At 48.1% G+C, this 18,940-nt stretch carries 16 protein-coding genes; 2 read left to right on the forward strand and 14 right to left on the reverse strand.

Going from position 1 to position 18,940, the window contains the following annotated elements; translation table 11 throughout:
• Positions 1-18: 18 nt before the first annotated feature.
• The 3 genes from BUB37_RS11265 to BUB37_RS11275 are packed head-to-tail and all read right to left on the reverse strand — an operon-like array spanning position 19 to position 3,588.
• On the reverse strand, positions 19-519 hold the full coding sequence (locus BUB37_RS11265; RefSeq protein WP_072993573.1) for a hypothetical protein: 501 nt from the start codon (positions 517-519) through the stop codon (positions 19-21).
• 18 nt (positions 520-537) lie between these two features.
• Positions 538-2,412 carry an ABC-F family ATP-binding cassette domain-containing protein gene (locus BUB37_RS11270; RefSeq protein ID WP_072993576.1) on the reverse strand — a complete coding sequence of 625 codons (1,875 nt, stop codon included), beginning with the start codon at positions 2,410-2,412 and terminating at the stop codon, positions 538-540.
• Between the two features lie 3 nt (positions 2,413-2,415).
• The gene (locus BUB37_RS11275; protein WP_244526808.1) at positions 2,416-3,588 is read right to left on the reverse strand and encodes an Lnb N-terminal periplasmic domain-containing protein; all 1,173 of its coding nucleotides are present in this window, start codon (positions 3,586-3,588) and stop codon (positions 2,416-2,418) included.
• Between the two features lie 109 nt (positions 3,589-3,697).
• Here BUB37_RS11275 and BUB37_RS11280 point away from each other — a divergent pair, with 109 nt between their 5' ends.
• Positions 3,698-4,456, forward strand: coding sequence for a CDP-alcohol phosphatidyltransferase family protein (locus tag BUB37_RS11280; RefSeq protein ID WP_072993579.1), 759 nt, complete (start codon positions 3,698-3,700; stop codon positions 4,454-4,456).
• Here the strand turns inward: BUB37_RS11280 and lptB are convergent, their stop codons facing one another.
• The 3 genes from lptB to BUB37_RS11295 all read right to left on the reverse strand — a co-directional run bounded on the left by lptB (position 4,457) and on the right by BUB37_RS11295 (position 7,099).
• Positions 4,457-5,197, reverse strand: a complete 741-nt coding sequence (gene lptB / locus BUB37_RS11285; RefSeq protein WP_072993582.1) for an LPS export ABC transporter ATP-binding protein — start codon at positions 5,195-5,197, stop codon at positions 4,457-4,459.
• Between the two features lie 76 nt (positions 5,198-5,273).
• Positions 5,274-6,134, reverse strand: coding sequence for a twin-arginine translocase subunit TatC (gene tatC / locus BUB37_RS11290; RefSeq protein ID WP_072993585.1), 861 nt, complete (start codon positions 6,132-6,134; stop codon positions 5,274-5,276).
• A complete protein-coding gene (locus BUB37_RS11295) occupies positions 6,134-7,099 on the reverse strand; it encodes a KpsF/GutQ family sugar-phosphate isomerase (RefSeq protein WP_072993588.1) in 966 nt (321 codons plus the stop codon). Before BUB37_RS11295 ends, tatC begins: the two co-directional genes overlap by 1 nt.
• Before the next feature lie 254 nt (positions 7,100-7,353).
• On the opposite strand from BUB37_RS11295, the gene recQ reads away from it, so the two are divergent.
• A complete protein-coding gene (recQ, locus tag BUB37_RS11300) occupies positions 7,354-9,564 on the forward strand; it encodes a DNA helicase RecQ (RefSeq protein WP_094766694.1) in 2,211 nt (736 codons plus the stop codon).
• Between the two features lie 42 nt (positions 9,565-9,606).
• On the opposite strand, the gene BUB37_RS11305 is transcribed toward recQ, so the two are convergent.
• From BUB37_RS11305 to BUB37_RS11340, 8 genes are all read right to left on the reverse strand, one after another.
• On the reverse strand, positions 9,607-10,659 hold the full coding sequence (locus BUB37_RS11305) for a S66 peptidase family protein (protein WP_072993591.1): 1,053 nt from the start codon (positions 10,657-10,659) through the stop codon (positions 9,607-9,609).
• 87 nt (positions 10,660-10,746) lie between these two features.
• Entirely contained in the window at positions 10,747-12,054 is a 1,308-nt protein-coding gene (locus BUB37_RS11310; protein WP_072993593.1) for a carboxypeptidase-like regulatory domain-containing protein, read from the reverse strand.
• Between the two features lie 201 nt (positions 12,055-12,255).
• Positions 12,256-12,984 (reverse strand): 23S rRNA pseudouridine(2604) synthase RluF, encoded by a 729-nt coding sequence (gene rluF / locus BUB37_RS11315; protein ID WP_072993596.1) that lies wholly within the window; start codon positions 12,982-12,984, stop codon positions 12,256-12,258.
• Positions 12,985-13,064: 80 nt separating this feature from the next.
• Positions 13,065-14,300 carry a DUF3999 family protein gene (locus BUB37_RS11320; protein ID WP_170863156.1) on the reverse strand — a complete coding sequence of 412 codons (1,236 nt, stop codon included), beginning with the start codon at positions 14,298-14,300 and terminating at the stop codon, positions 13,065-13,067.
• A gap of 16 nt (positions 14,301-14,316) precedes the next feature.
• Positions 14,317-16,692 (reverse strand): DUF2339 domain-containing protein, encoded by a 2,376-nt coding sequence (locus tag BUB37_RS11325; RefSeq protein ID WP_072993599.1) that lies wholly within the window; start codon positions 16,690-16,692, stop codon positions 14,317-14,319.
• Positions 16,693-16,902: 210 nt separating this feature from the next.
• Positions 16,903-18,036, reverse strand: coding sequence for a serine hydrolase (locus BUB37_RS11330; protein WP_072993602.1), 1,134 nt, complete (start codon positions 18,034-18,036; stop codon positions 16,903-16,905).
• Complete coding sequence (locus BUB37_RS11335; RefSeq protein WP_072994026.1) at positions 18,033-18,275, reverse strand: hypothetical protein; 243 nt, start codon at positions 18,273-18,275, stop codon at positions 18,033-18,035. The genes BUB37_RS11330 and BUB37_RS11335 overlap by 4 nt, the downstream gene beginning before the upstream one ends.
• 16 nt (positions 18,276-18,291) lie before the next feature.
• Complete coding sequence (locus BUB37_RS11340; RefSeq protein WP_072993603.1) at positions 18,292-18,765, reverse strand: SRPBCC family protein; 474 nt, start codon at positions 18,763-18,765, stop codon at positions 18,292-18,294.
• Positions 18,766-18,940 lie beyond the last annotated feature (175 nt).

The raw sequence follows: 18,940 nt of genomic DNA on the forward strand, positions 1-18,940 counted from the left end.
AAGGTTAAAATTAGGGGTTTAAATTCGAATCTTAAAATGTTCCTTGGCCTGTTCTTTTCTAAAGAAGACGGCCCCACAGTAAAACATATCAATGGTTACGGTAACCCTCCCGTTTTTTTTTAAAGCGTTCCAAAGACTGTTTTTTTCCTTGTCTGCATGAATATTGTCGATCAGGAGCAGGCAATCGTTGCCGATACTGTTTTTCTTGTCGAGAATGGCGTCTATGGTTGTTTTTTTAAAGATATCCATATAAATGATATCCGCCGCTTCATTGACCGTTGCTGTACTGGGGAAATGCTTGGCTATAAGTTCTCGTTCCGGCCCCTTTTCGGGCAATTGGATACGCTTGGCATTGAAATAGCGAATACTTTTTAGGAGTACGTCCATGGTTTTTCGGCCATGGAGTCGGGGCTTGGTATAGAGGCATTGGGTCAAATAGGCAAAGACAAAAGGGGAGTGCACCCCGTGCTGATTGGTTGAGCCTGCCAGAAATCTTAAATATTGCAGAAGCCTGTACAATTGTCTATTGGTTTTGGTCTATTCTTCCAAAAGGGCCGATAGTTCGAACCATCTTTCGGTCTTTGTTTCAATGGTATCTATGGTCTCTTGTAGTTTTATGGATAGGCGGTCTATTTCTTCGCCCGATAAGCTCGTGTCGGCAAATCGTTGTTGTATCTCTATCTTTTGTTTTTCGAGTTTTTCGATTTCCTTCTCCAGGTTGCGATATTCCTTTTGTTCCAAATAAGAGAGTTTCGCTTTTTGGCTTTTTGGGGCTTCGTCTTTCTTTTTGAGTTCTTTTTCGGCCGCTTTCCCTCCGCGCTCCTCAAGGGTCTTACTGTCTTCGTAGGCCCTGAAATCGGAATAGTTGCCCGGAAAATCCTCAATGACCGCATTGCCCCTAAAGACAAAGAGGTGGTCGACGATTTTGTCCATAAAGTACCGGTCGTGCGAAACGACGATCAAACACCCGGGAAAGTCCAACAAAAAACTTTCAAGCACGTTGAGGGTAACGATGTCGAGATCGTTCGTAGGTTCATCGAGAATCAGAAAGTTGGGGTTCTGTATCAAGACCGTACATAGGTACAGCCGTTTGCGTTCGCCGCCACTTAGTTTGTCGACAAAGTCGTACTGTTTTTTACGGTCGAAGAGAAACCGCTCCAAAAGTTGTTGGGCCGAAATTTGCCTGCCTTTTTTTAGGGGGATGAAATCCCCGAAGTCCCTGATAACGTCAATGACCTTCTGGCCTTCCTTGATATCGATGCCTCTTTGGGTGTAATACCCGAACTTGATCGTGTCTCCTACAACGACCTTGCCCCCGTCGGGCTGGTCGTTACCGGATAGGATGTTGAGGAAGGTCGATTTTCCCGTGCCGTTCTTGCCGATAATGCCGACGCGCTCCCCCTTCTTGAAATTGTAATCGAACTTGTCGAGAATGGGCTTTTCGGGGTAGGATTTTGAAATTTTGTGAAGCTCAAGGATTTTGCTGCCCATCCGCTCCATGTTTATTTCGAGTTGTACCTCGTGTTCTTTGCGGCGTTGGCTGGCCTTTTCCTTTATGGCGCTAAAATCGTCGATACGCGATTTTGACTTGGTGGTTCGCGCCTTGGGCTGCCGGCGCATCCATTCGAGCTCCTTTTTGAACAGCCGTTGCGATTTGTGGTGTTCGACCGCCTGTTGCTCCAGCCTGGCCTCCTTTTTTTCCAGGTAATACGAATAACTGCCCTTGTAGGGGTAGAGCCGGCCCTCGTCCAATTCCAAGATCTCATTACATACCCTTTCCAAAAAGTACCGGTCGTGGGTGACCATGAAGAGGGTCATGTTTTCCTTGGTAAAGTAGGCTTCGAGCCACTCGATCATTTCGAGGTCCAAATGGTTCGTTGGTTCGTCCAGCACCAAGAGGTCGGGCTTGTTGATCAGGGCATTGGCCAGGGCCAATCGTTTCTTTTGTCCGCCCGAGAGCATGCCCACCTTGGCGTTTAGGTTGTCGAGCTTGAGTTTGAAGAGGATCTGTTTGTACAGCGTTTCAAAGTCCCAGGCATTGAAGCGCTCCATGGCCTCGAAGGCCTTTTGGTATGCATCGGTATCGTCGGGGTTTTCCAAGGCCTTTTCGTAGGCGTGTATAACGGAGAGGATTTCGTTGTCGGATGCGAAAATGGTCTCTTCTACGGTAAGGCCGGGGTTCAGGTCGGGTTCTTGGTCGAGAAAAGACACCCGAATGCCCTTTCGGTAATTGACTTGGCCCGAATCGGGGGCGTCCTTGCCCGACATGATGTTCAAAATCGAGGTCTTTCCCGTACCGTTCTTGGCGATCAAGGCAATCTTTTGGCCCTTGTTGATGCCAAAGGAAAGGTCTTCGAAAAGCACGCGCTCGCCATATGATTTTGATATGTTTTCTACGGTCAGCAAGTTCATGGGTTAGGCTATTTTTGGTTTTTGGTACGACCAGAATAAAAAGAAGTAGCGTGCGACCAAGGTCAGCCAAACTACGGGAATCAAAGGTGAAAATATTTGAACCCTGATCATCCACATAAGGGCACATACCGTTATCAAGGCTATGGAGAACAGGGCGTAACGGGCGACCCAGTTCGGCCCGCGCTTTCGTGCCACGATAAAGGCCACGAAAAAATGTAGGGGAAAGGCCCAGATCAGGTTAAGGTTTCCGGCTGTTTCGGTATGGTCGGTCAAAAGCCATAAAAACAGGATCATCAAGCCTATCGACCCGGGAACAAGAAACAGGATAAAATCCAACCACCGCCTTCTCGTATTGTTCTTAAAATCGATATAGGTCAGCGCCAGAACGGCCAAAAACACCAAGGCCAGCCAAAAGGCGGGTGTTGATACAAAGCGGTCCGATGGCCTTGTGGGCCTGGGCTCAAAAAGGCTATCGGGCAGGGAGGCAAGGGGCTGGTCGCCCAAGGTAGCCAAATCGAGTTGCCGCATGGTGTATATGGGTAAAAACATGTGCTCCTTCGGGGTGGCCGGGTCGTCTATGACCGATCCCAGGGCGAGGTCGATCCCGAAACCGAGCCAACTGTTGATGGCGACGTTCTGCCTGATTAGTTCGCGATGGGTGTAGTACTCGTCCAAATAGTCTTCTGAAAAATGCAGGTTTTCGCCATAAGTGTCCTTTAGTACGTCCCAGATCTTGGTGGCGCAGTTGTTGTAGAAGAAGTCGTATTTGTAGTCGCGGTTCTCGGGCAGGTAATTGTTTTCGAGGTAATCGAAAAGTTGCTGTTTTTGGTGCAGGTTCAAATTTAACACCTGCTCCTTGACCCAACGGTTTTCCTCTTCGTAGTTTAAGAGAAAATACCGAAAACCCTGTCTGGCCAAGGTATAATCAAGTTTTCCCCTGGCAAATTTCAATGTAAAGTTAGGCGTGGTAAAATCGAAGGTGCCGTAATTGTAGACCACGTCTATGCCCTGGGTACGGTCGTCGACCCGAAAGGCGCTATGTCCGAAGGTGGAATAGATTTGGTCTCCGGGGCCGCAGGTGATAACGCTTATTTTCGATTGCGGGGTCAGCTTTACCTTTTGCGAAAAAGCCAGAAGGCAATTCGCCGCAAATAGAATAAATAGTACCTTTTTCAATAGCCTTGTCAATTGTTACGAGAATTAGCTGCACAAATATCCGAATAAATTATGGTCTGGCATGATTGAAGCCAAATTGTATTATTTTTACTGAAATCTATATGGTCCCATGAGGAAATTCATACCCAATCTGATTACCTTGTTAAATGTTTTTTGTGGATGTATAGCCACGGTATTTGCCGTGTCCAACCAGCTCGAACTTGCCGCAGTGTTTGTTTTCCTAGGTATTTTTTTCGATTTTTTTGATGGCTTGGCCGCCCGTTTGCTCGGGGTGCAGAGCGAGTTGGGCGTGCAATTGGATTCCTTGGCCGACATGATTACCAGCGGCCTGGTGCCCGGTATCGTCATGTTCCAGTTGCTGGGAATGTCGATGACCGGAGGTTGGAACGCAGACAGTCTTACGCAGTCGATTCCATCGGCATGGGGCTTTTCGGGAAGTTTTGGCGCCTTGCCGTTTTTTGGGTTCTTGATCACTTTGGCCTCGGCCTATAGGTTGGCGAAGTTCAATATCGACGAAAACCAGGTTTCGTCCTTTATCGGTTTGCCTACCCCGGCCAATACCTTGTTGATCCTATCCTTGCCCTTGATCTTATTCAATCAGAACAACGACGTGTTGAACGCCATCATTCTCAATCAATGGTTTTTGATCGGACTGACCCTATTGAGCGCCTATCTGCTGAACGCCAAGATAGCGCTGTTCGCTTTGAAATTCAAGAATTGGGGGTTTAAGGACAATGCGGTGCGCTATGTGTTCATTATTGTAAGCCTTGTGCTCTTGACTACCTTGGGCTATCTGGCCGTGCCCTTTATCATCGCCTTTTATGTCTTGCTTTCGTTGGGGGTGAACCTCACTGCCAAGCAGGGTTGATCAAAAATCGAGCTTCTTCTTGCGCAGTTCGAAGTTCTGGCCCAAATACACCTTTCTGACCATTTCATCGGCCGCAAGGTCTTCGGGTATGCCCGATTTTAGGATGCCTCCCTCGAACATCAGGTACGAACGCTCGGTTATGGCCAGGGTCTCCTGTACGTTGTGGTCGGTGATCAAAATACCGATGTTCTTGTTCTTTAATTGGGCCACGATGCGCTGGATGTCTTCTACCGCTACGGGGTCGACTCCGGCAAAGGGTTCGTCCAACAAAATGAACTTGGGGTCGGTGGCCAGGGCACGGGCTATCTCGGTACGACGGCGCTCGCCTCCCGAAAGCAGGTCTCCCCGGTTCTTTCGTATGTGGCCAAGGCCAAACTCTTCGATAAGCGACTCCATCTTCATCAATTGCTCCTTTTTGCTGAGCTTGGTGAGCTGGAGTACGCTCAAGATGTTTTTTTCGATACTGAGCTTTCTAAATACCGAGGCTTCCTGGGCCAAATACCCGATACCGTTTTGCGCCCTTTTGTACATAGGGTAATTGGTGATATCGGTGTCGTCGAGGTAGATTTTGCCGCCATTTGGCTTTACCAGGCCCACGATCATGTAGAAGGAGGTTGTCTTCCCCGCGCCGTTCGGGCCCAAGAGACCGATGATCTCTCCTTGGTTGACCTCGAGCGATATGCCCTTGACCACTTTGCGGCCGCGGTACGATTTCATTATGTTTTCAGCGCGTAACTTCATAGGTTCGGCTCCTTTTGTTGAGCGGACGATTGTATTTTATGATATACCAAAGAAACGGGAAACTTTTGGTATCACCTTAGGTTTGCGTTTTCTTTAACCCTTTTTCCTTTGCTTTTTTCTCTTTTTTGGCTTCCTTTTTAAGTACATATCCCGATATCGAAATACTTATTTGGTACAGGACAAGCACGGGTACGGCCACGATGATCTGGCTGGCCACGTCGGGAGGCGTAATAACCGCGGAAAGTATCAGAACCACCACCAAGGCTATCTTTCGGTACTTCTTCATGATTTCGGGCGTAACCAACCCCACCTTGGTCAGAAAGAATATGATTATGGGCAGCTCAAAAAGAATACCACAGGCGATGACCGCCGATCTTACCGTGCCAATGTACGAGTCGATGTCGAATTCGTTCAAGATATCCGGACTCACCTGGTAGGTGCCCAAGAAATTGATCGAAAGGGGGGCCACTACATAATAGCCGAACAATACCCCCGTAAAAAAAAGAAAGGACGCGATCAAGATGAAACCGCGCGAATGCTTGCGCTCCTTTTCATAGAGTCCGGGACTGATAAATTTCCACAGCTCGTAAAGAATATAGGGAAAGCCTACGATAAAGCCCGCCCAAATGGAGGTCCAGATGTGCATCGAAAACTGGGCCGACATCTGCCTACTCTGAATGGTAAAGGGCAGTTTGTCGGCACAAAAAGCCGAATCGAAACCGAGGTAGGTGGCAATATCGCAAAATAGGCGATAGGTGGGGAAACTCATCTTCGAAGGCCCGAATATGACCGTGTCAAAGACAAACCCCTTCATCAAAAAGGCCACGCTGCCGATTATTACCACGGCAAAGGTTGATCGTATGAGGTGCCACCTGAGTTCCTCGAGGTGGTCAAGAAACGACATTTCGTCGGGAGATTTCTTATTTTTCTTCGCCATTATAGTATGCCTTCGTTTATCAAATTGTGCAAATGTACAACACCGACGTATTTATTTCCATCAACTCCCAACAATTGTGAAATCCCGTTGTTCTGCATCAGTTCCAGGGCTTCTATGGCCAGAACATCCACGGCAATGGTTTTGGGGTTCGACGTCATGATGTCGCGGGCGATGAGTCCGCTGATGTTGTCGTATTTGTTAAGCATCCTTCTGATGTCGCCATCCGTAATAATGCCTACCAACCGGCCCTTATCGGTTACGGCGGTTACACCCAGCATTTTTTGTGAAATTTCAACGATGGCCTCTTTGACCCCGGTATTTACATCTACCACAGGTTTTAGGTTGTTCCGAACAATATCGGAGACGGTTAGGTACAGGCGTTTGCCCAAGGCCCCACCGGGGTGGTATTTTGCAAAATCCTTGCTGGTGAACCCTTTGATCTCGAGGAGCGAAATGGCCAGGGCGTCGCCGATGACCATTTGGGCCGTGGTACTCGTGGTAGGGGCCAGGTTGTTGGGGCAGGCCTCTTTGGCAACGAAGGTGTTGAGCACGAAGTCGGCCTCTGAGGCAAGAAAGGATTCGAGGTTGCCCGTCATGGCTATTAATTTGTTGTCGCCCCTTTTTATGAGGGGCACCAACATTTTGATCTCGGGCGTGTTCCCACTGTTGGAGATACATATGACCACGTCGTTTTCTTGGACGGTCCCCAAATCGCCGTGAATGGCGTCGGCGGCATGCATGAATATGGCCGGGGTACCTGTAGAGTTCAGCGTGGCCACGATCTTGGAGGCAATGATGGCACTCTTTCCCACGCCGCTTACGATTACCCTGCCCTTTGTGGAGGCAATACAGTTAACGGCCTGTGAAAATTCGTCGGTAAGCAAATCTGCGAGATTTGATATTGCGGCACTTTCCGTCTCTATCGTTTTTTTAGCAATGGCAAGAATAACTTTTGTATCGCTCAAATTGTTCTGAATATTAGTAAGGTTATTAACTTTGTGCGCAAAAAGTGCAAAAAGGGATACTTTTCCTAAAACTATCCCAAAACAAGGGAGTTTAGAAAAGATTGTTTTATATTTAAGATTACAAAATTACAAAACTTAATAAAGGGTGATCGATAACACTTTAAAATTTATTTTTTATTAGAATTAGTTCCCCATACCAAGAAAAATGAATTCTCTTAAATTGTTTTTCAACTTTCAACATGTTACGGCGTATTATGGCAAACGATAAAACCGTCATAGATAATACGGAATTGCATGCGGCGCTAAAAAAATATTTTGGCTTCGCCGAGTTCAAGGGTTTGCAGCAGGATGTAGTTGCAAGTATTCTTCAAGGTAAAAACACATTTGCCATAATGCCGACCGGGGGTGGTAAGTCTTTGTGCTACCAACTGCCGGCATTGATGCAAGAAGGCACGGCGATCGTGGTTTCACCGCTTATCGCATTGATGAAGAACCAGGTAGACGCAATTCGCGGTATTTCAGACCAAAACGGCATAGCCCACGTGCTTAATTCATCGCTGACCAAGACCGAGGTCAGGCAGGTAAAGCAAGACATTGTGGACGGCGTTACAAAACTTTTGTACGTTGCCCCCGAATCATTGACCAAGGAAGATTATGTGGAATTCCTGCAGAGCGTGAAGCTGTCCTTTATTGCCGTCGATGAGGCCCACTGTATCTCGGAATGGGGACACGATTTTAGGCCGGAATACAGGAACCTTCGTGCCATTGTCAATAGATTGGACGACGGCATCCCGGTAATAGCCCTTACGGCCACGGCGACGCCTAAGGTCCAAGAAGATATCATCAAGAACTTGGGCATTACGGGGGCCAATACCTTCAAGGCCTCCTTTAACCGACCCAATCTGTTTTATGAGGTAAGGCCCAAAACCGCCAATGTAGACTCCGACATCATTCGTTTTGTAAAGAAAAATGCCGGTAAATCGGGTATTATATATTGTTTGAGCAGAAAAAGGGTCGAGGAATTGGCCCAGGTACTACAGGTCAACGGGGTGAGTGCCGTGCCCTACCACGCCGGCTTCGACGCCAAGACCCGGTCGAAGTACCAAGATATGTTCTTGATGGAAGACGTAGATGTGGTGGTGGCGACCATTGCCTTTGGTATGGGTATCGACAAGCCCGATGTGCGCTTTGTCATCCACCACGATATCCCGAAAAGTATCGAAAGCTATTACCAAGAGACCGGAAGGGCCGGAAGGGACGACGGGGAAGGCCATTGCTTGGCGTTTTATTCCTATAAGGATATAGAAAAACTCGAAAAATTCATGTCCAATAAACCCGTTGCCGAGCAGGAAATAGGCAATGCGCTTTTACAGGAAGTAGTGGCCTATGCCGAAACTTCCATGTCGCGCCGCAAGTTTATGCTCCATTACTTCGGCGAGGAATTTGACGAGGTCAACGGTGACGGTGCCGATATGGACGATAATGCCCGCAACCCGAAGGAAAAGGTAGAGGCCAAGGATGACGTGGTGAAGGTCTTGCAGGTGGTTCAGGGAACCAACGAGAAGTTCAAGTCCAAAGAGGTGGTCAGAACGCTGATCGGAAAGATAAATGCGCTGATATCTTCGCACAAGGCGGACGAGAAGCCGGTTTTCGGTATTGGTTCCGATAAGGACAAGGGGCATTGGATGGCCCTTATCCGCCAAATGCTGGTGGCAGGCCTGATAAAAAAGGAAATAGAGCAGTACGGCATTCTTCATGTGACCGACAAGGGACGTGAATTTTTGGCATCCCCCCAATCGTTTATGATGACCAAAGACCACACCTATACCGATGGGGACGGTGACACCATTGTCAAGGCCGGAAAGACGGGCGTTGCCGACGACAAATTGCTCAAACAGCTCAAGGATCTTAGAAAATCACAGGCGAAGAAATTGGGGGTTCCGCCCTTCGTAGTGTTCCAAGATCCTTCGTTGGAAGACATGGCCATGAAATATCCCATTTCGATAAAGGAACTTACCAACATCAACGGGGTAGGGGAAGGAAAGGCCAAGAAGTACGGCAAGCCCTTTGTTGATTTTATCTCCGCCTATGTTGAAGAGAACGACGTCGTAAGGCCCGATGACCTTGTGGTAAAAAGTACGGGAGCCAATTCGGGGCTGAAACTTTATATTATCCAGAACGTTGATCGAAAGCTTCCCCTAAGCGATATTGCGGATGCGAAAGGGCTTGAGATTCCCGATTTGATCAAGGAGATGGAACAAATCGTCTACAGCGGTACCAAATTGAATTTGGACTATTGGATCGACGAGATTTTGGACGAAGACCAGCAAGAGGAGATCCACGATTATTTCCTCGAGGCGGAAAGCGATAACCTCGATGAGGCCATGAAGGAGTTCGATGGCGATTACGAAGACGAGGAACTGCGTTTGTACCGACTAAAATTTATCAGCGAGGTGGCCAATTAATATGTTTAAGGGTGACGCGCATTGTGGTCCACCACCAAGGGCCTAGCGAACTGCTTTTTCCAAAAGTTCAAGGCTGATGGTACGGGCGTCGAGTTTTGCCTCTATCCCTATGGGAAAGGTAAAATTGTTCTCAATATGGCCAAAGCTCATGCCGTGTACCGCAGGTATGCCCAAGGGCCTTATACGGTCTAAAACAACTTCCTTCAACGAGAACGAAAGCGGGTTGGACGATTCGTTACAACCGGCACATACACCAAATACAATGCCCGCGGCCTTTGTAAAGGTCTTGCCCTCGATCAATTGGGTCAGCATACGGTCGATGCGGTAGGGGGCCTCCTCCACGTCCTCGATACAAACGATGGCATCGGTAAAGTCTATTTCGTGGGGCGTACCGATCAAGGCGTTGATCAGGGTCAGGCTTCCGCCGACCAATTTACCTTGTGCCGTGCCCGGAGTAATCGTATAGCGTTCATATATGGGGTCCGATTTTTTTTCGGCACCCAGTTCAACATTGGGGATGGCGTACTTTTTTTTGGGTCGCATCACCACATTTTGCAGTTGCTCGATGCTGTACGGGTCGTTTATGGTACTGCCGACGGGACCGTGAAAGGTTACCAGTCCGGTTTCTTTATAAATGCCGTTCAAAAGGGCCGTTACATCGCTGAAACCTATGAGGGGCTTGGGATTTTTGCTGATGTTGCCGTAGTCGATTTTGGTCATGATACGGGTGCATCCGTAGCCTCCACGGGCACATAGGATCCCGTCTATTTCCGAATTGGCGAACATTTCGTTCAGGTCTTTGGCGCGCTCCTCATCGGTATTGCTAAAATAACCGTGGTTGCCAATGATGCGTTCCGTATGATAGGTTTTAAACCCCAGGGAGTGCAGTGTGCCTATGGCTTCCTCCAAGATGTCACGTCGAATGGCATATCCCGGGGCGATCAGTCCGATAGTATCTCCTTTTTTCAGTCTCTTGGGGCGTATAACAGGGCGGTCGGTCCTATTGTTTACGGCTTGGGAAAAACCTGTTTGGGACATAAAAAGGGCACCGGTGGCACCCATCGCGCCGGTAATGAATTTTCTTCTACTGTTCATCGAAACGTAATTTGGAGGTGAAATTAAGAAGAAATAAAAAAATCGGCCCGTTGAGGCCGATTTAATGATTTTAAATGGTTATCGGATCTAGGGAATGGATGTTCCCCCGCTCGAATTGGCCCTGCGCAACTGTCGCTGTATTTTTTTGATGGCCGATTCGATCGACTTCTCGGGTTCGATAATGTTGTATTCGCCCCAAAAGTCGGGGTCGGCAAAACCAATGGCCTCATCGCTCAAAATAATGGACGATTTGATCCTGTCGCGCGATTTTGGATAGTCGGTGGCCATATTCTTTTTCCAATCGGTAACGGCCATTTCACAGGTCATCGTATAGACCGAATTGAACAAGCGTCGATCCCAGTCGATCTTAAATTCCAAGAGCACGTTGCTATAGCCGTAATACCACTTGCCGTTCTTTTCGCGATAGTCTACCCGATAGGCCACTTCGTTGGGCCAGACCTTGGCATTTCGGGGCTTTCTGCGAACGAATAGCTTGGAAGCCAGTTCTTTGTCGGTAATATTGAGGCTATAGATGGCGCTGGTAAGAATTTTGTTCTCGGCATCGATGTAGAGTTTGCCTTGGTAAAGGGGATCGCTTATGGTCTCCTTTTGAGAAAAGTTGACCACATAGATCAATCGGTCGTTGACCCGCGTCGAACGGTCGAACTTGAAATTGTAATGGCCGATCGACGTTTCTGAAAAAATGTACTCCGGATACTTCATAATATCGACGAAGAGGGCATTGAAGGGGCCGCCCTGAAGTTTTAGGGCCACCGTATCCAATTTACTGTAATCGGTACTCTTTCGGGCCTTGTACAATTTGACCCCATCCTGTTTGGGCGAGGTGTAGGGGGTTTTGTAGATGTTGACCACGGCTTCGGACAGGGATACGTTTTTCCTTCTCTTTTTAATGGTTTCCCGGTAAAAGGCCGTCATTAGGGTCGGGTCGTCAAAGTAGTTTTGGCCCTTTTTCTTGAGGGTTTCCCGTACCAATGATTCGGCATCCTTCGGAATGCTTATGTTGATTTCGGGGAGTTCCGTAACGGAGACATCCATTAAAATACGGTTCTTGTTGTTTTTTAATTGGTCCAATGAAATGGTTTGGGTCTTGTATCCCAAAAAAGATACCACTATATCGGCGTCCGTTATATCTTCGGGCATCTTTAACGAAAATTCCCCTTCGGTATTGGTAATGGTGCTGATGTTCGATTTCTCGACCATAAGAGAGGCGAAGACCAAGGGTTTCTTGCTTTCCGAATCAATAACCTTTCCCTTGTAGAGGTTGAAATTCTGTTCCGTTTGTCCTTCTTCCTGGAAAAAGGCGTCGGCCCGTTCGGTGCCCAGTACCCAAGTAAACAGCACCATTAAAAGTACCGGTACCAAGGATTTTTTCATGTGTGTTCTGTGTTCCTGTATCATCTTAAGATGCTTGTTTGTAGTTGAGTTATACTTTCTAAGTTAATGATTTTTAACGAGGTAGCATGTTAAAATAAACACATTATTCAGTAAAGTGGGGGGTGGTGGCCAAGGCTTGAAAAAGTAGGTCGGGACCTTAGGGACAGGGCGGGGAGGGAGCAATGGCCATACTCCCTGGGGCTAATGGGTTTTCGATGAGTCTTCGACCAATCGGTTGATCTCGCCCAATTCTTCGGGTGACAGGTTGCGCCATTTACCGGTGGGCACGTCGAGCCTCACGTTCATAATTCGGACCCTCTTGAGCTTTTTTACCCGATACCCGAGGTGTTCGCACATTCGCCGTATCTGCCGGTTAAGGCCTTGGGTCAGAACGATCCTAAATTCGAACCGGTCAGTCTGCTCCACCTTGCATTTGCGCGTAATGGTGTCCAAAATCGGGACGCCGTTTCGCATACGCTGTAAAAAGTCTTCGCTTATGGGCTTGTCGACGGTAACGATATATTCCTTTTCGTGGTGGTTGCGGGCGCGGAGGATTTTGTTTACGATATCGCCGTCATTGGTCAAAAAAATTAGTCCCTCACTGGGTTTGTCAAGGCGGCCGATGGGAAAGATGCGCGTCGGGTAATTGATAAAGTCGACGATATTGTCCTTTTCGACCCTGGTGTCGGTGGTGCACACAATGCCCACGGGTTTGTTAAAGGCGAGATACACCGGTTTTTCTTGGGGAGGCCCGAGCAATTGCCCATCGACCCGAACCTCGTCGCCCTCCGAAATTTTCGTGCCCATTTCGGGTACTTGGCCGTTAATGGTGACACGGCCCTGTTCGATAAGCTTATCGGCCGCCCTACGGGAGCAGTAGCCTACTTCGCTCAGGTATTTGTTTATTCGGGTTTGTTTCGGTTCTTGCACGCCTCTGGGTTTATACGTGCAAATTTAGGGGTTTCTTTTGTATTCGGTGCGCGGGGGAGATGGCAGGCCGTCTTGTAACCTTATTCCCTGTGCAGCATCTTTAGGGTAAACCATCCCAGCATGAGCACCATAAGGCCCGTAACGCCCCATAGCCACCATGGACTCTGGAACAATGGCCCGTCTGAAGGGGGACTTTGCCTGGATATGGTTTCGACCGCACCCAATTGCAATTCGGTCAAATTTTCGGGGATAATGGTAGCGGCCTGTACAATATCGTAATAGGGCTTTTTGGCCTTGTCGTTGCCATAGGTCAAATAGTATTTCGCGGGGGTAACAAAGCGGATCGCCAAGGAATGGACGTAGCCCTTTGCCTCGGCGCTTTCTATTTGTAAAGGCCGGTTGTCGTGATTCGTTATGCTTACCCGGAGCTTTTGGGCCAAGACGGTGTCAAAGTGAAACCCGTCTTGTTCCAATGAGGTCAACGTACCCGAATACAGATTGCCGTATTGGTAGCGCCAGCCCTTATCGGTCTTGACGCTGTCGGAAACGTATTGTACCCGCACGGGGCGGTAGTAGTCTATTTGGTCGCTAACGTGGAGCTTTAGGTAGCTCAGGGGCAGGCGTTTGGTCAGGTCGATGTCGATGACGGTGTTCTTTCCTTTTTTTCCAATGTTCATAAACGTGACCGGAAAATCCATGTAATGGGCATCCATATGGTCGTCAAGCCTGAGTTCGGCGGACAAAATTTCAGGCTTGGTATCGCTTTTGACCAGCAAACGGTAGTATCGGAATTTGGAGACGGGAAAATGCAGATCGGTAAAGGAGTACTCCGATTGTTCGTTCGAAACGGAGAGAATGCGGTAGTCTTCCAAAATGGTAAACCATTCCTTTTGGTCTTGGCTTCCTTCCAGGTCGACCTTCCTGTCAAAATTGGTTTCCTTGAACGCCAGATGTATTAGGTCGATCGATTCTTCGGTGGGGACCTCATAGGTAAAATAATAGCCTTTCGAGTTGGCGACGGCGTTCAATTTGGTAAACGTAATGGCCTTCTGTGTTTGTTTTTCCGCGGCAATCTGTAAAATGTACGGTGCCTCTATGGTGTCGTTGTCGACGAGGCCATAAATTCTTATATCGGATAGGTCCGATCGTAGGTGGTCGAATACGGAACTGGGCAGGGTGATGCCGTGCCATTGTTCGGTAATGCCGTTGAGTTCCTGTTTGTAGGTGTAGTCCGATAATTGGGAAAACAACATCGAGGCGTACAGCAAGGCCGTAATCAGGAGGGTCGTGTTTCTATATCTTGAAATCCTTTTCATTTCTCGATTGCATTTTTTACTGAGGGGTTGAATCTGTTTTTTCATCCGATATAAGGTTCTTGTACTTGTTGTACAAGAAGGAAATGATGAGCAGCAAAACGCCCAATGAAACGAATACGATCGTCTTCGATAGGGTGCTCAGCGAAGCGATGTCGTAGAAGAAGAGCTTTAACAGGGTAAGGCCAAAGAGCCCTATCGCCCCAAAGCGCAGGTATTTTCTTTGCTTCCATATACCGACTACGATCAAGGCCAGGGAGTAGACACCCCACAAAATGCTAAGGCCCAATTTATACATTTGGTTCGATCCCATTATGTCCATCCAATTTAAAAGCTCACTGCTCAATATCCACAAAATGGAAACTTGCATCGCCAGTTCGAAGGGGATTTTAAGATCCATCTTCATAAATGGCTGTTGGACCAGTTTTCTGATCGCGACCAAGAACCCTATAAAGAAGGCAATGGCCACATACCTGATACCCAGGTTGGCAAAGCCTATGTCGTAGTATTCGGCAAGCGAGCGGCTTAAATAACCTTCCCTCAGCTCGCTCAGCGTATAGAGCCCCAGGGACAGAAAAAGCAAACTGGTCAAGAGGCCGGGCAACAAGGTGAAAATGGCAAGGGTCCTATCTTTTATTTTTAAGATGTTGACAAAGGCCAAGGCCATGAGAAAGGCCAGGGCATAATTGAGGGTCCAAATGATACCATGATCCTTTAGGTCGTAGTTGTATACGGTCTTCTCCCCAAGTCCGTCGTCGTTCAAGACAATGGCCGACCCGATAAAGGATTGCCTCCAATAATGCTCTATCTCTAAGTGAAAGGAAAGGTAAAGTACGACCAAGAACATGCCCGGCAGGCCATAGCGGGCCATTTTGGTAAAGTTGGACGGCATCCCTTCGATATTTTTGCGATGCACCCGGTTAATAAGGCCCAGGGCCGTTATAAAGATCAGGGAGGTGAAGAAGTAAATGTTGGCCACGAACCTTGTGGTGGACGGGCTGTCGTATCCGTTAAGGGAATAGCCCTGTGACCAATCATGCACAAGACTGACAAAGGCCAAGAGTATGAGTGGGTAGGCGAGGTATTCGTAAAACCCGATCTTTTGGGTGCGGCCGATCCAAAACAGCAGCACCGCCGTCGTTATCCATAAAAGGGTCACCCAATTTCCGTCAAGTTGAACGGGAATCGCGATCGTGATAAAGACCAGGACCATACCGGCTATGAGATGAAAAAGGTCTCGGTCGGCCAATTTTTTTCGGTATAGCACGAGGCATACGATAAAATGGACCATGGCATTGCCGATCGTGAACAGACCGAGAAACCTTTCGCCGGTTGTGTGGCTGTTCAGCAAACCGTAGCCAATTCCATAAAAAATAAAGGAATTCAAAAGCAGGAGAACCACATCGGATTTTAAGAAGGTTTCCTTGTTTGCCAGCTTGTTCAATAAGAAGGTCAGGTAAAAAACGATATGGAACAAGGCCGAAAAACCTAGGGCGGTACCAAAATGAAGTTCCGGTTCGTAGGAAAACAGGCACCAAGAAACAAAAATAAGCCAGGTAAATACAAAGGCCGAGTAGAACAGGGGTTTCCAGTACCGTTTGATCGAAATGGCCAGGATACCTATGTTGATAATGGCCATATAGCCAAAGAGCACGGAAACTTGGCCCGAACCGTCACTAAGGAGGAAGGGCACGGCATAGGCGCCTACCAGTCCGATATGGGCAATGACCTGTTTGTCGTAATGTAGGGATGCCACGACCCCGAAGACGGTAAACAGGACCATCAGCCCAAAAGAGGTCAGTTGCCCGTAGAGTCCGTAAAAATTATAGGCCGCAAAGGTGATGAAATACAGAATGGCCAAGGCCCCACTGGTAAGTACGGCGCTGTAGTTTTTATAGTTTTTCTTGAGTTTGATGGCGAAGCCAAGGAGGCCCAATCCAAACAAATATCCCAAAATTATGCGGGTCAGTGGACTTATCAAATCGTTGTCGATGGAGTATTTCGCACCGATGGCGACACCTATTACCGTAATGGCGATGCCGATTTTGTTGATGAGGTTCTCGCCAATGAATTTTTCGAGACCCGATTTTCCAAGTGATCTTTTGGGCCTTGTCGGTTCAGGTTTTGGAATCGTTCCCTTGGCCCGGTTTCTTTCTTCCCCTGTGTTCAGTACATCGCTGGTTTGCTGAACGCTTGCGGCAGCGGTTTCGGGTGTTGCTTTCAAAGGGGGTACTTCCGCTTTCGGATTACCGGTGCCCGCCTTTGAACCCTGTTTTTTGAGGTCTTCTATCTCTTTGTACAAGACCATGAGTTCTTCGGCAAAACGTTCTTGCTTGCTTAAAAGCCGTTCTAACTTTTTCTCGAGCTCGGTTATTCGGTTTTGCTGGTCGGGCATAGGGTTCTTTTAAGTGTTCGTCCCTGTTGTTTAAAAGGGACGGGCTATTTATTACAACGAAATTTGAGGGTATTTATTGGTAGGGAGCTGTTTTTTGGAAAGCTGCAACGACGTGGTGGCGTTTGGCTTTCCTGGCCAGGGCGGCGAAGGGTCTTGGGCTGGCGTACGACCATTCCCCGAAGATCGGGCAAGTTGGATGTTTTTACCTGCCTATGGGGTACGACCGACCTCGTAATGGTACAGCTGTCTTCCCAATTCGGCCAAAAACGGAATACCTACTTGCTCATATTCATAGGTATTGTCGTTGAAGATGCCGTTTTTGTTTACCAGTATGGTCGCGGTGATCATAAACTCGACCTTATTTTCCGTATCGACGATATAGGCGCAATCGGTAAGTGTTCCGTAGGCGAAGCCTACCTTGTTGTAAATTTTGACGGTAGGGGGAATGTTTTCCTTTGTATCGCCGTACATAAAGAACTTGACATAGCTGTCGTGGTAGATGGCCGGATCGTAACCGGCCGTTCTAGGTACGGCCTGCATGGCGTTCAACAGGTAGTCGCGTTGATCGGCGGAGAGGTCGAACCGTTCTTCCGGGGCGAACTTTTCAGGAAAAAGGATGCGTTTCAACACTTGGTGCTGGGTGGCTATCGGGTAGTAGTTTTTTAAGCTAAAATCGAAGGCTTCGTCGATGAGCTCCCCATCCTCATAATAGCCCTTTCCCTTTTTTATTCCCTTTAGGTCAAGGGGTTTGGGTGCGGTATTGATGCTTCCTTCAAAAATCGAGGTCGTACTGTCGTTTTCGTAAACGATCAAAGGTTTGGTGGCCAGGTCGTCCGATGGGTCGCCCAGACGGTGGGCGATACGCACCCGACCGACCCCTTTTCGGGCCAGGCCCGAATTGATTCGGTCTTGCCCCAAAAACTCGAAAAGCCGGTTATTGGCCAAGTTGTCACTGACTGCAAAAACCTCGGAAACGGCCTCGGCAAAGGTGGTTTCGACCGAGTCGCCCTCCACATAAAAACGGGTGTTCATGTCTAGGGAGTCGATATGGTTCAGTTTTTCCAAGGCCAAGGCGGCTATGGGAAGCTTTACCGTACTGGCAGGATAAAAGTACTTGCTTTCGTCCGTTTGAAAATCGTAATCGGTAAAGAACACCCCCTCTTCGGTCCGGTCGATCTGCGTGAAGCGTATCTGGACTTCGTGCGCTTCGATATGGTCGGTTACCCTTTTGATATTGGGGTGGGGCGATCGAAGTACGTGCTCCAAGGGATCGGAAACCGATGGGCCGGGGGCGCGGCAATGGAACAGAACGAGAAGGCATAGGCCTAGATAGCTTCGGGTCATGGGGCTTCGTACAGTTCACCGCGATGCGGTTTTAGGGCATCGCGCAATTTTATCATTTCTCTTTCGGTCACGACCATAAAGGCCGAGCTGAGCATGTCGTTTACGTGTTGGCAGCCGGTAATGTTCAGATCCGTTTTTTCCAGTTGTATGTATTCCTTTAAATGTTTTTCGTGGTGCTCGGCCGTTTTTGACGCCGCCGGCCCGCGAAAATCCCAGATCAGCTTAATTTTTTTTTCCATGGTTCCAGTTGTTGGGTCAGCGCTTTTGTGTTTTGCCATCATCCGCCACCGAAGTCCCTTTTTCGGCAAAGGCCTTGAAATCCTGCATGTACTGTAGCGATTGTTTTTTAAAGGCTGCCGGCATTAAAAGGCCCATGGCCTTCATCATAAATCCGGAAAACTGAAATTCGGTTTCCGAAATCCATTCCGTGCTGTGGCCATCGATATCCTCGAAATAATTTTTCTGGATGTTATGCACGTTTTTGGCGTCGTAGCTGGCGTGAAACTCGTGTGGAAAATTGCGTTTGATCACGGTTTCGATCAAGACCATTTCGCGCTTGCCCATTTTATAGTGCAGTTCCATCTTGGATCCTTCCAGGCCGGGCTTCCCCGAAAGAAAGGCAAAGGACTTTAGCCCCCTTTGCCAATGCTTCATGTTCTCGGGGTCGTCCATTTTTTCGATAAACTCTTCCCGCGGAACATTGACCGTTACTTTTGTTGTGTACTTCATATTTTACTGTGTTCTCTGGTTTCTTCGTAATACCTGCCCTTGATTTTCCTTCGAAAAATCCCCGGTTAAAAATTTACCCGACAAAAAGGTAGGTAATCGCTTCGTTAAAGTAACGAATTATCGAAGTGAGCTCCAAAAATCTGTTAAGTAATAGCCTATACCTTTGTGCGCCACT

It is taken from the genome of Pseudozobellia thermophila (genome assembly GCF_900141855.1).
GTDB lineage: Bacteria > Bacteroidota > Bacteroidia > Flavobacteriales > Flavobacteriaceae > Pseudozobellia > Pseudozobellia thermophila.

Coding starts and splice junctions, on each gene's coding strand:
- BUB37_RS11270 (WP_072993576.1), bottom strand. CDS start 2,412: ATGAACTTGCTGACCGTAGAAAACATATCAAAATCATATGGCGAGCGC.
- BUB37_RS11280 (WP_072993579.1), top strand. CDS start 3,698: ATGAGGAAATTCATACCCAATCTGATTACCTTGTTAAATGTTTTTTGT.
- lptB (WP_072993582.1), bottom strand. CDS start 5,197: ATGAAGTTACGCGCTGAAAACATAATGAAATCGTACCGCGGCCGCAAA.
- tatC (WP_072993585.1), bottom strand. CDS start 6,134: ATGGCGAAGAAAAATAAGAAATCTCCCGACGAAATGTCGTTTCTTGAC.
- recQ (WP_094766694.1), top strand. CDS start 7,354: ATGGCAAACGATAAAACCGTCATAGATAATACGGAATTGCATGCGGCG.
- BUB37_RS11305 (WP_072993591.1), bottom strand. CDS start 10,659: ATGAACAGTAGAAGAAAATTCATTACCGGCGCGATGGGTGCCACCGGT.
- BUB37_RS11310 (WP_072993593.1), bottom strand. CDS start 12,054: ATGAAAAAATCCTTGGTACCGGTACTTTTAATGGTGCTGTTTACTTGG.
- BUB37_RS11320 (WP_170863156.1), bottom strand. CDS start 14,300: ATGAAAAGGATTTCAAGATATAGAAACACGACCCTCCTGATTACGGCC.
- BUB37_RS11325 (WP_072993599.1), bottom strand. CDS start 16,692: ATGCCCGACCAGCAAAACCGAATAACCGAGCTCGAGAAAAAGTTAGAA.
- BUB37_RS11330 (WP_072993602.1), bottom strand. CDS start 18,036: ATGACCCGAAGCTATCTAGGCCTATGCCTTCTCGTTCTGTTCCATTGC.
- BUB37_RS11335 (WP_072994026.1), bottom strand. CDS start 18,275: ATGGAAAAAAAAATTAAGCTGATCTGGGATTTTCGCGGGCCGGCGGCG.
- BUB37_RS11340 (WP_072993603.1), bottom strand. CDS start 18,765: ATGAAGTACACAACAAAAGTAACGGTCAATGTTCCGCGGGAAGAGTTT.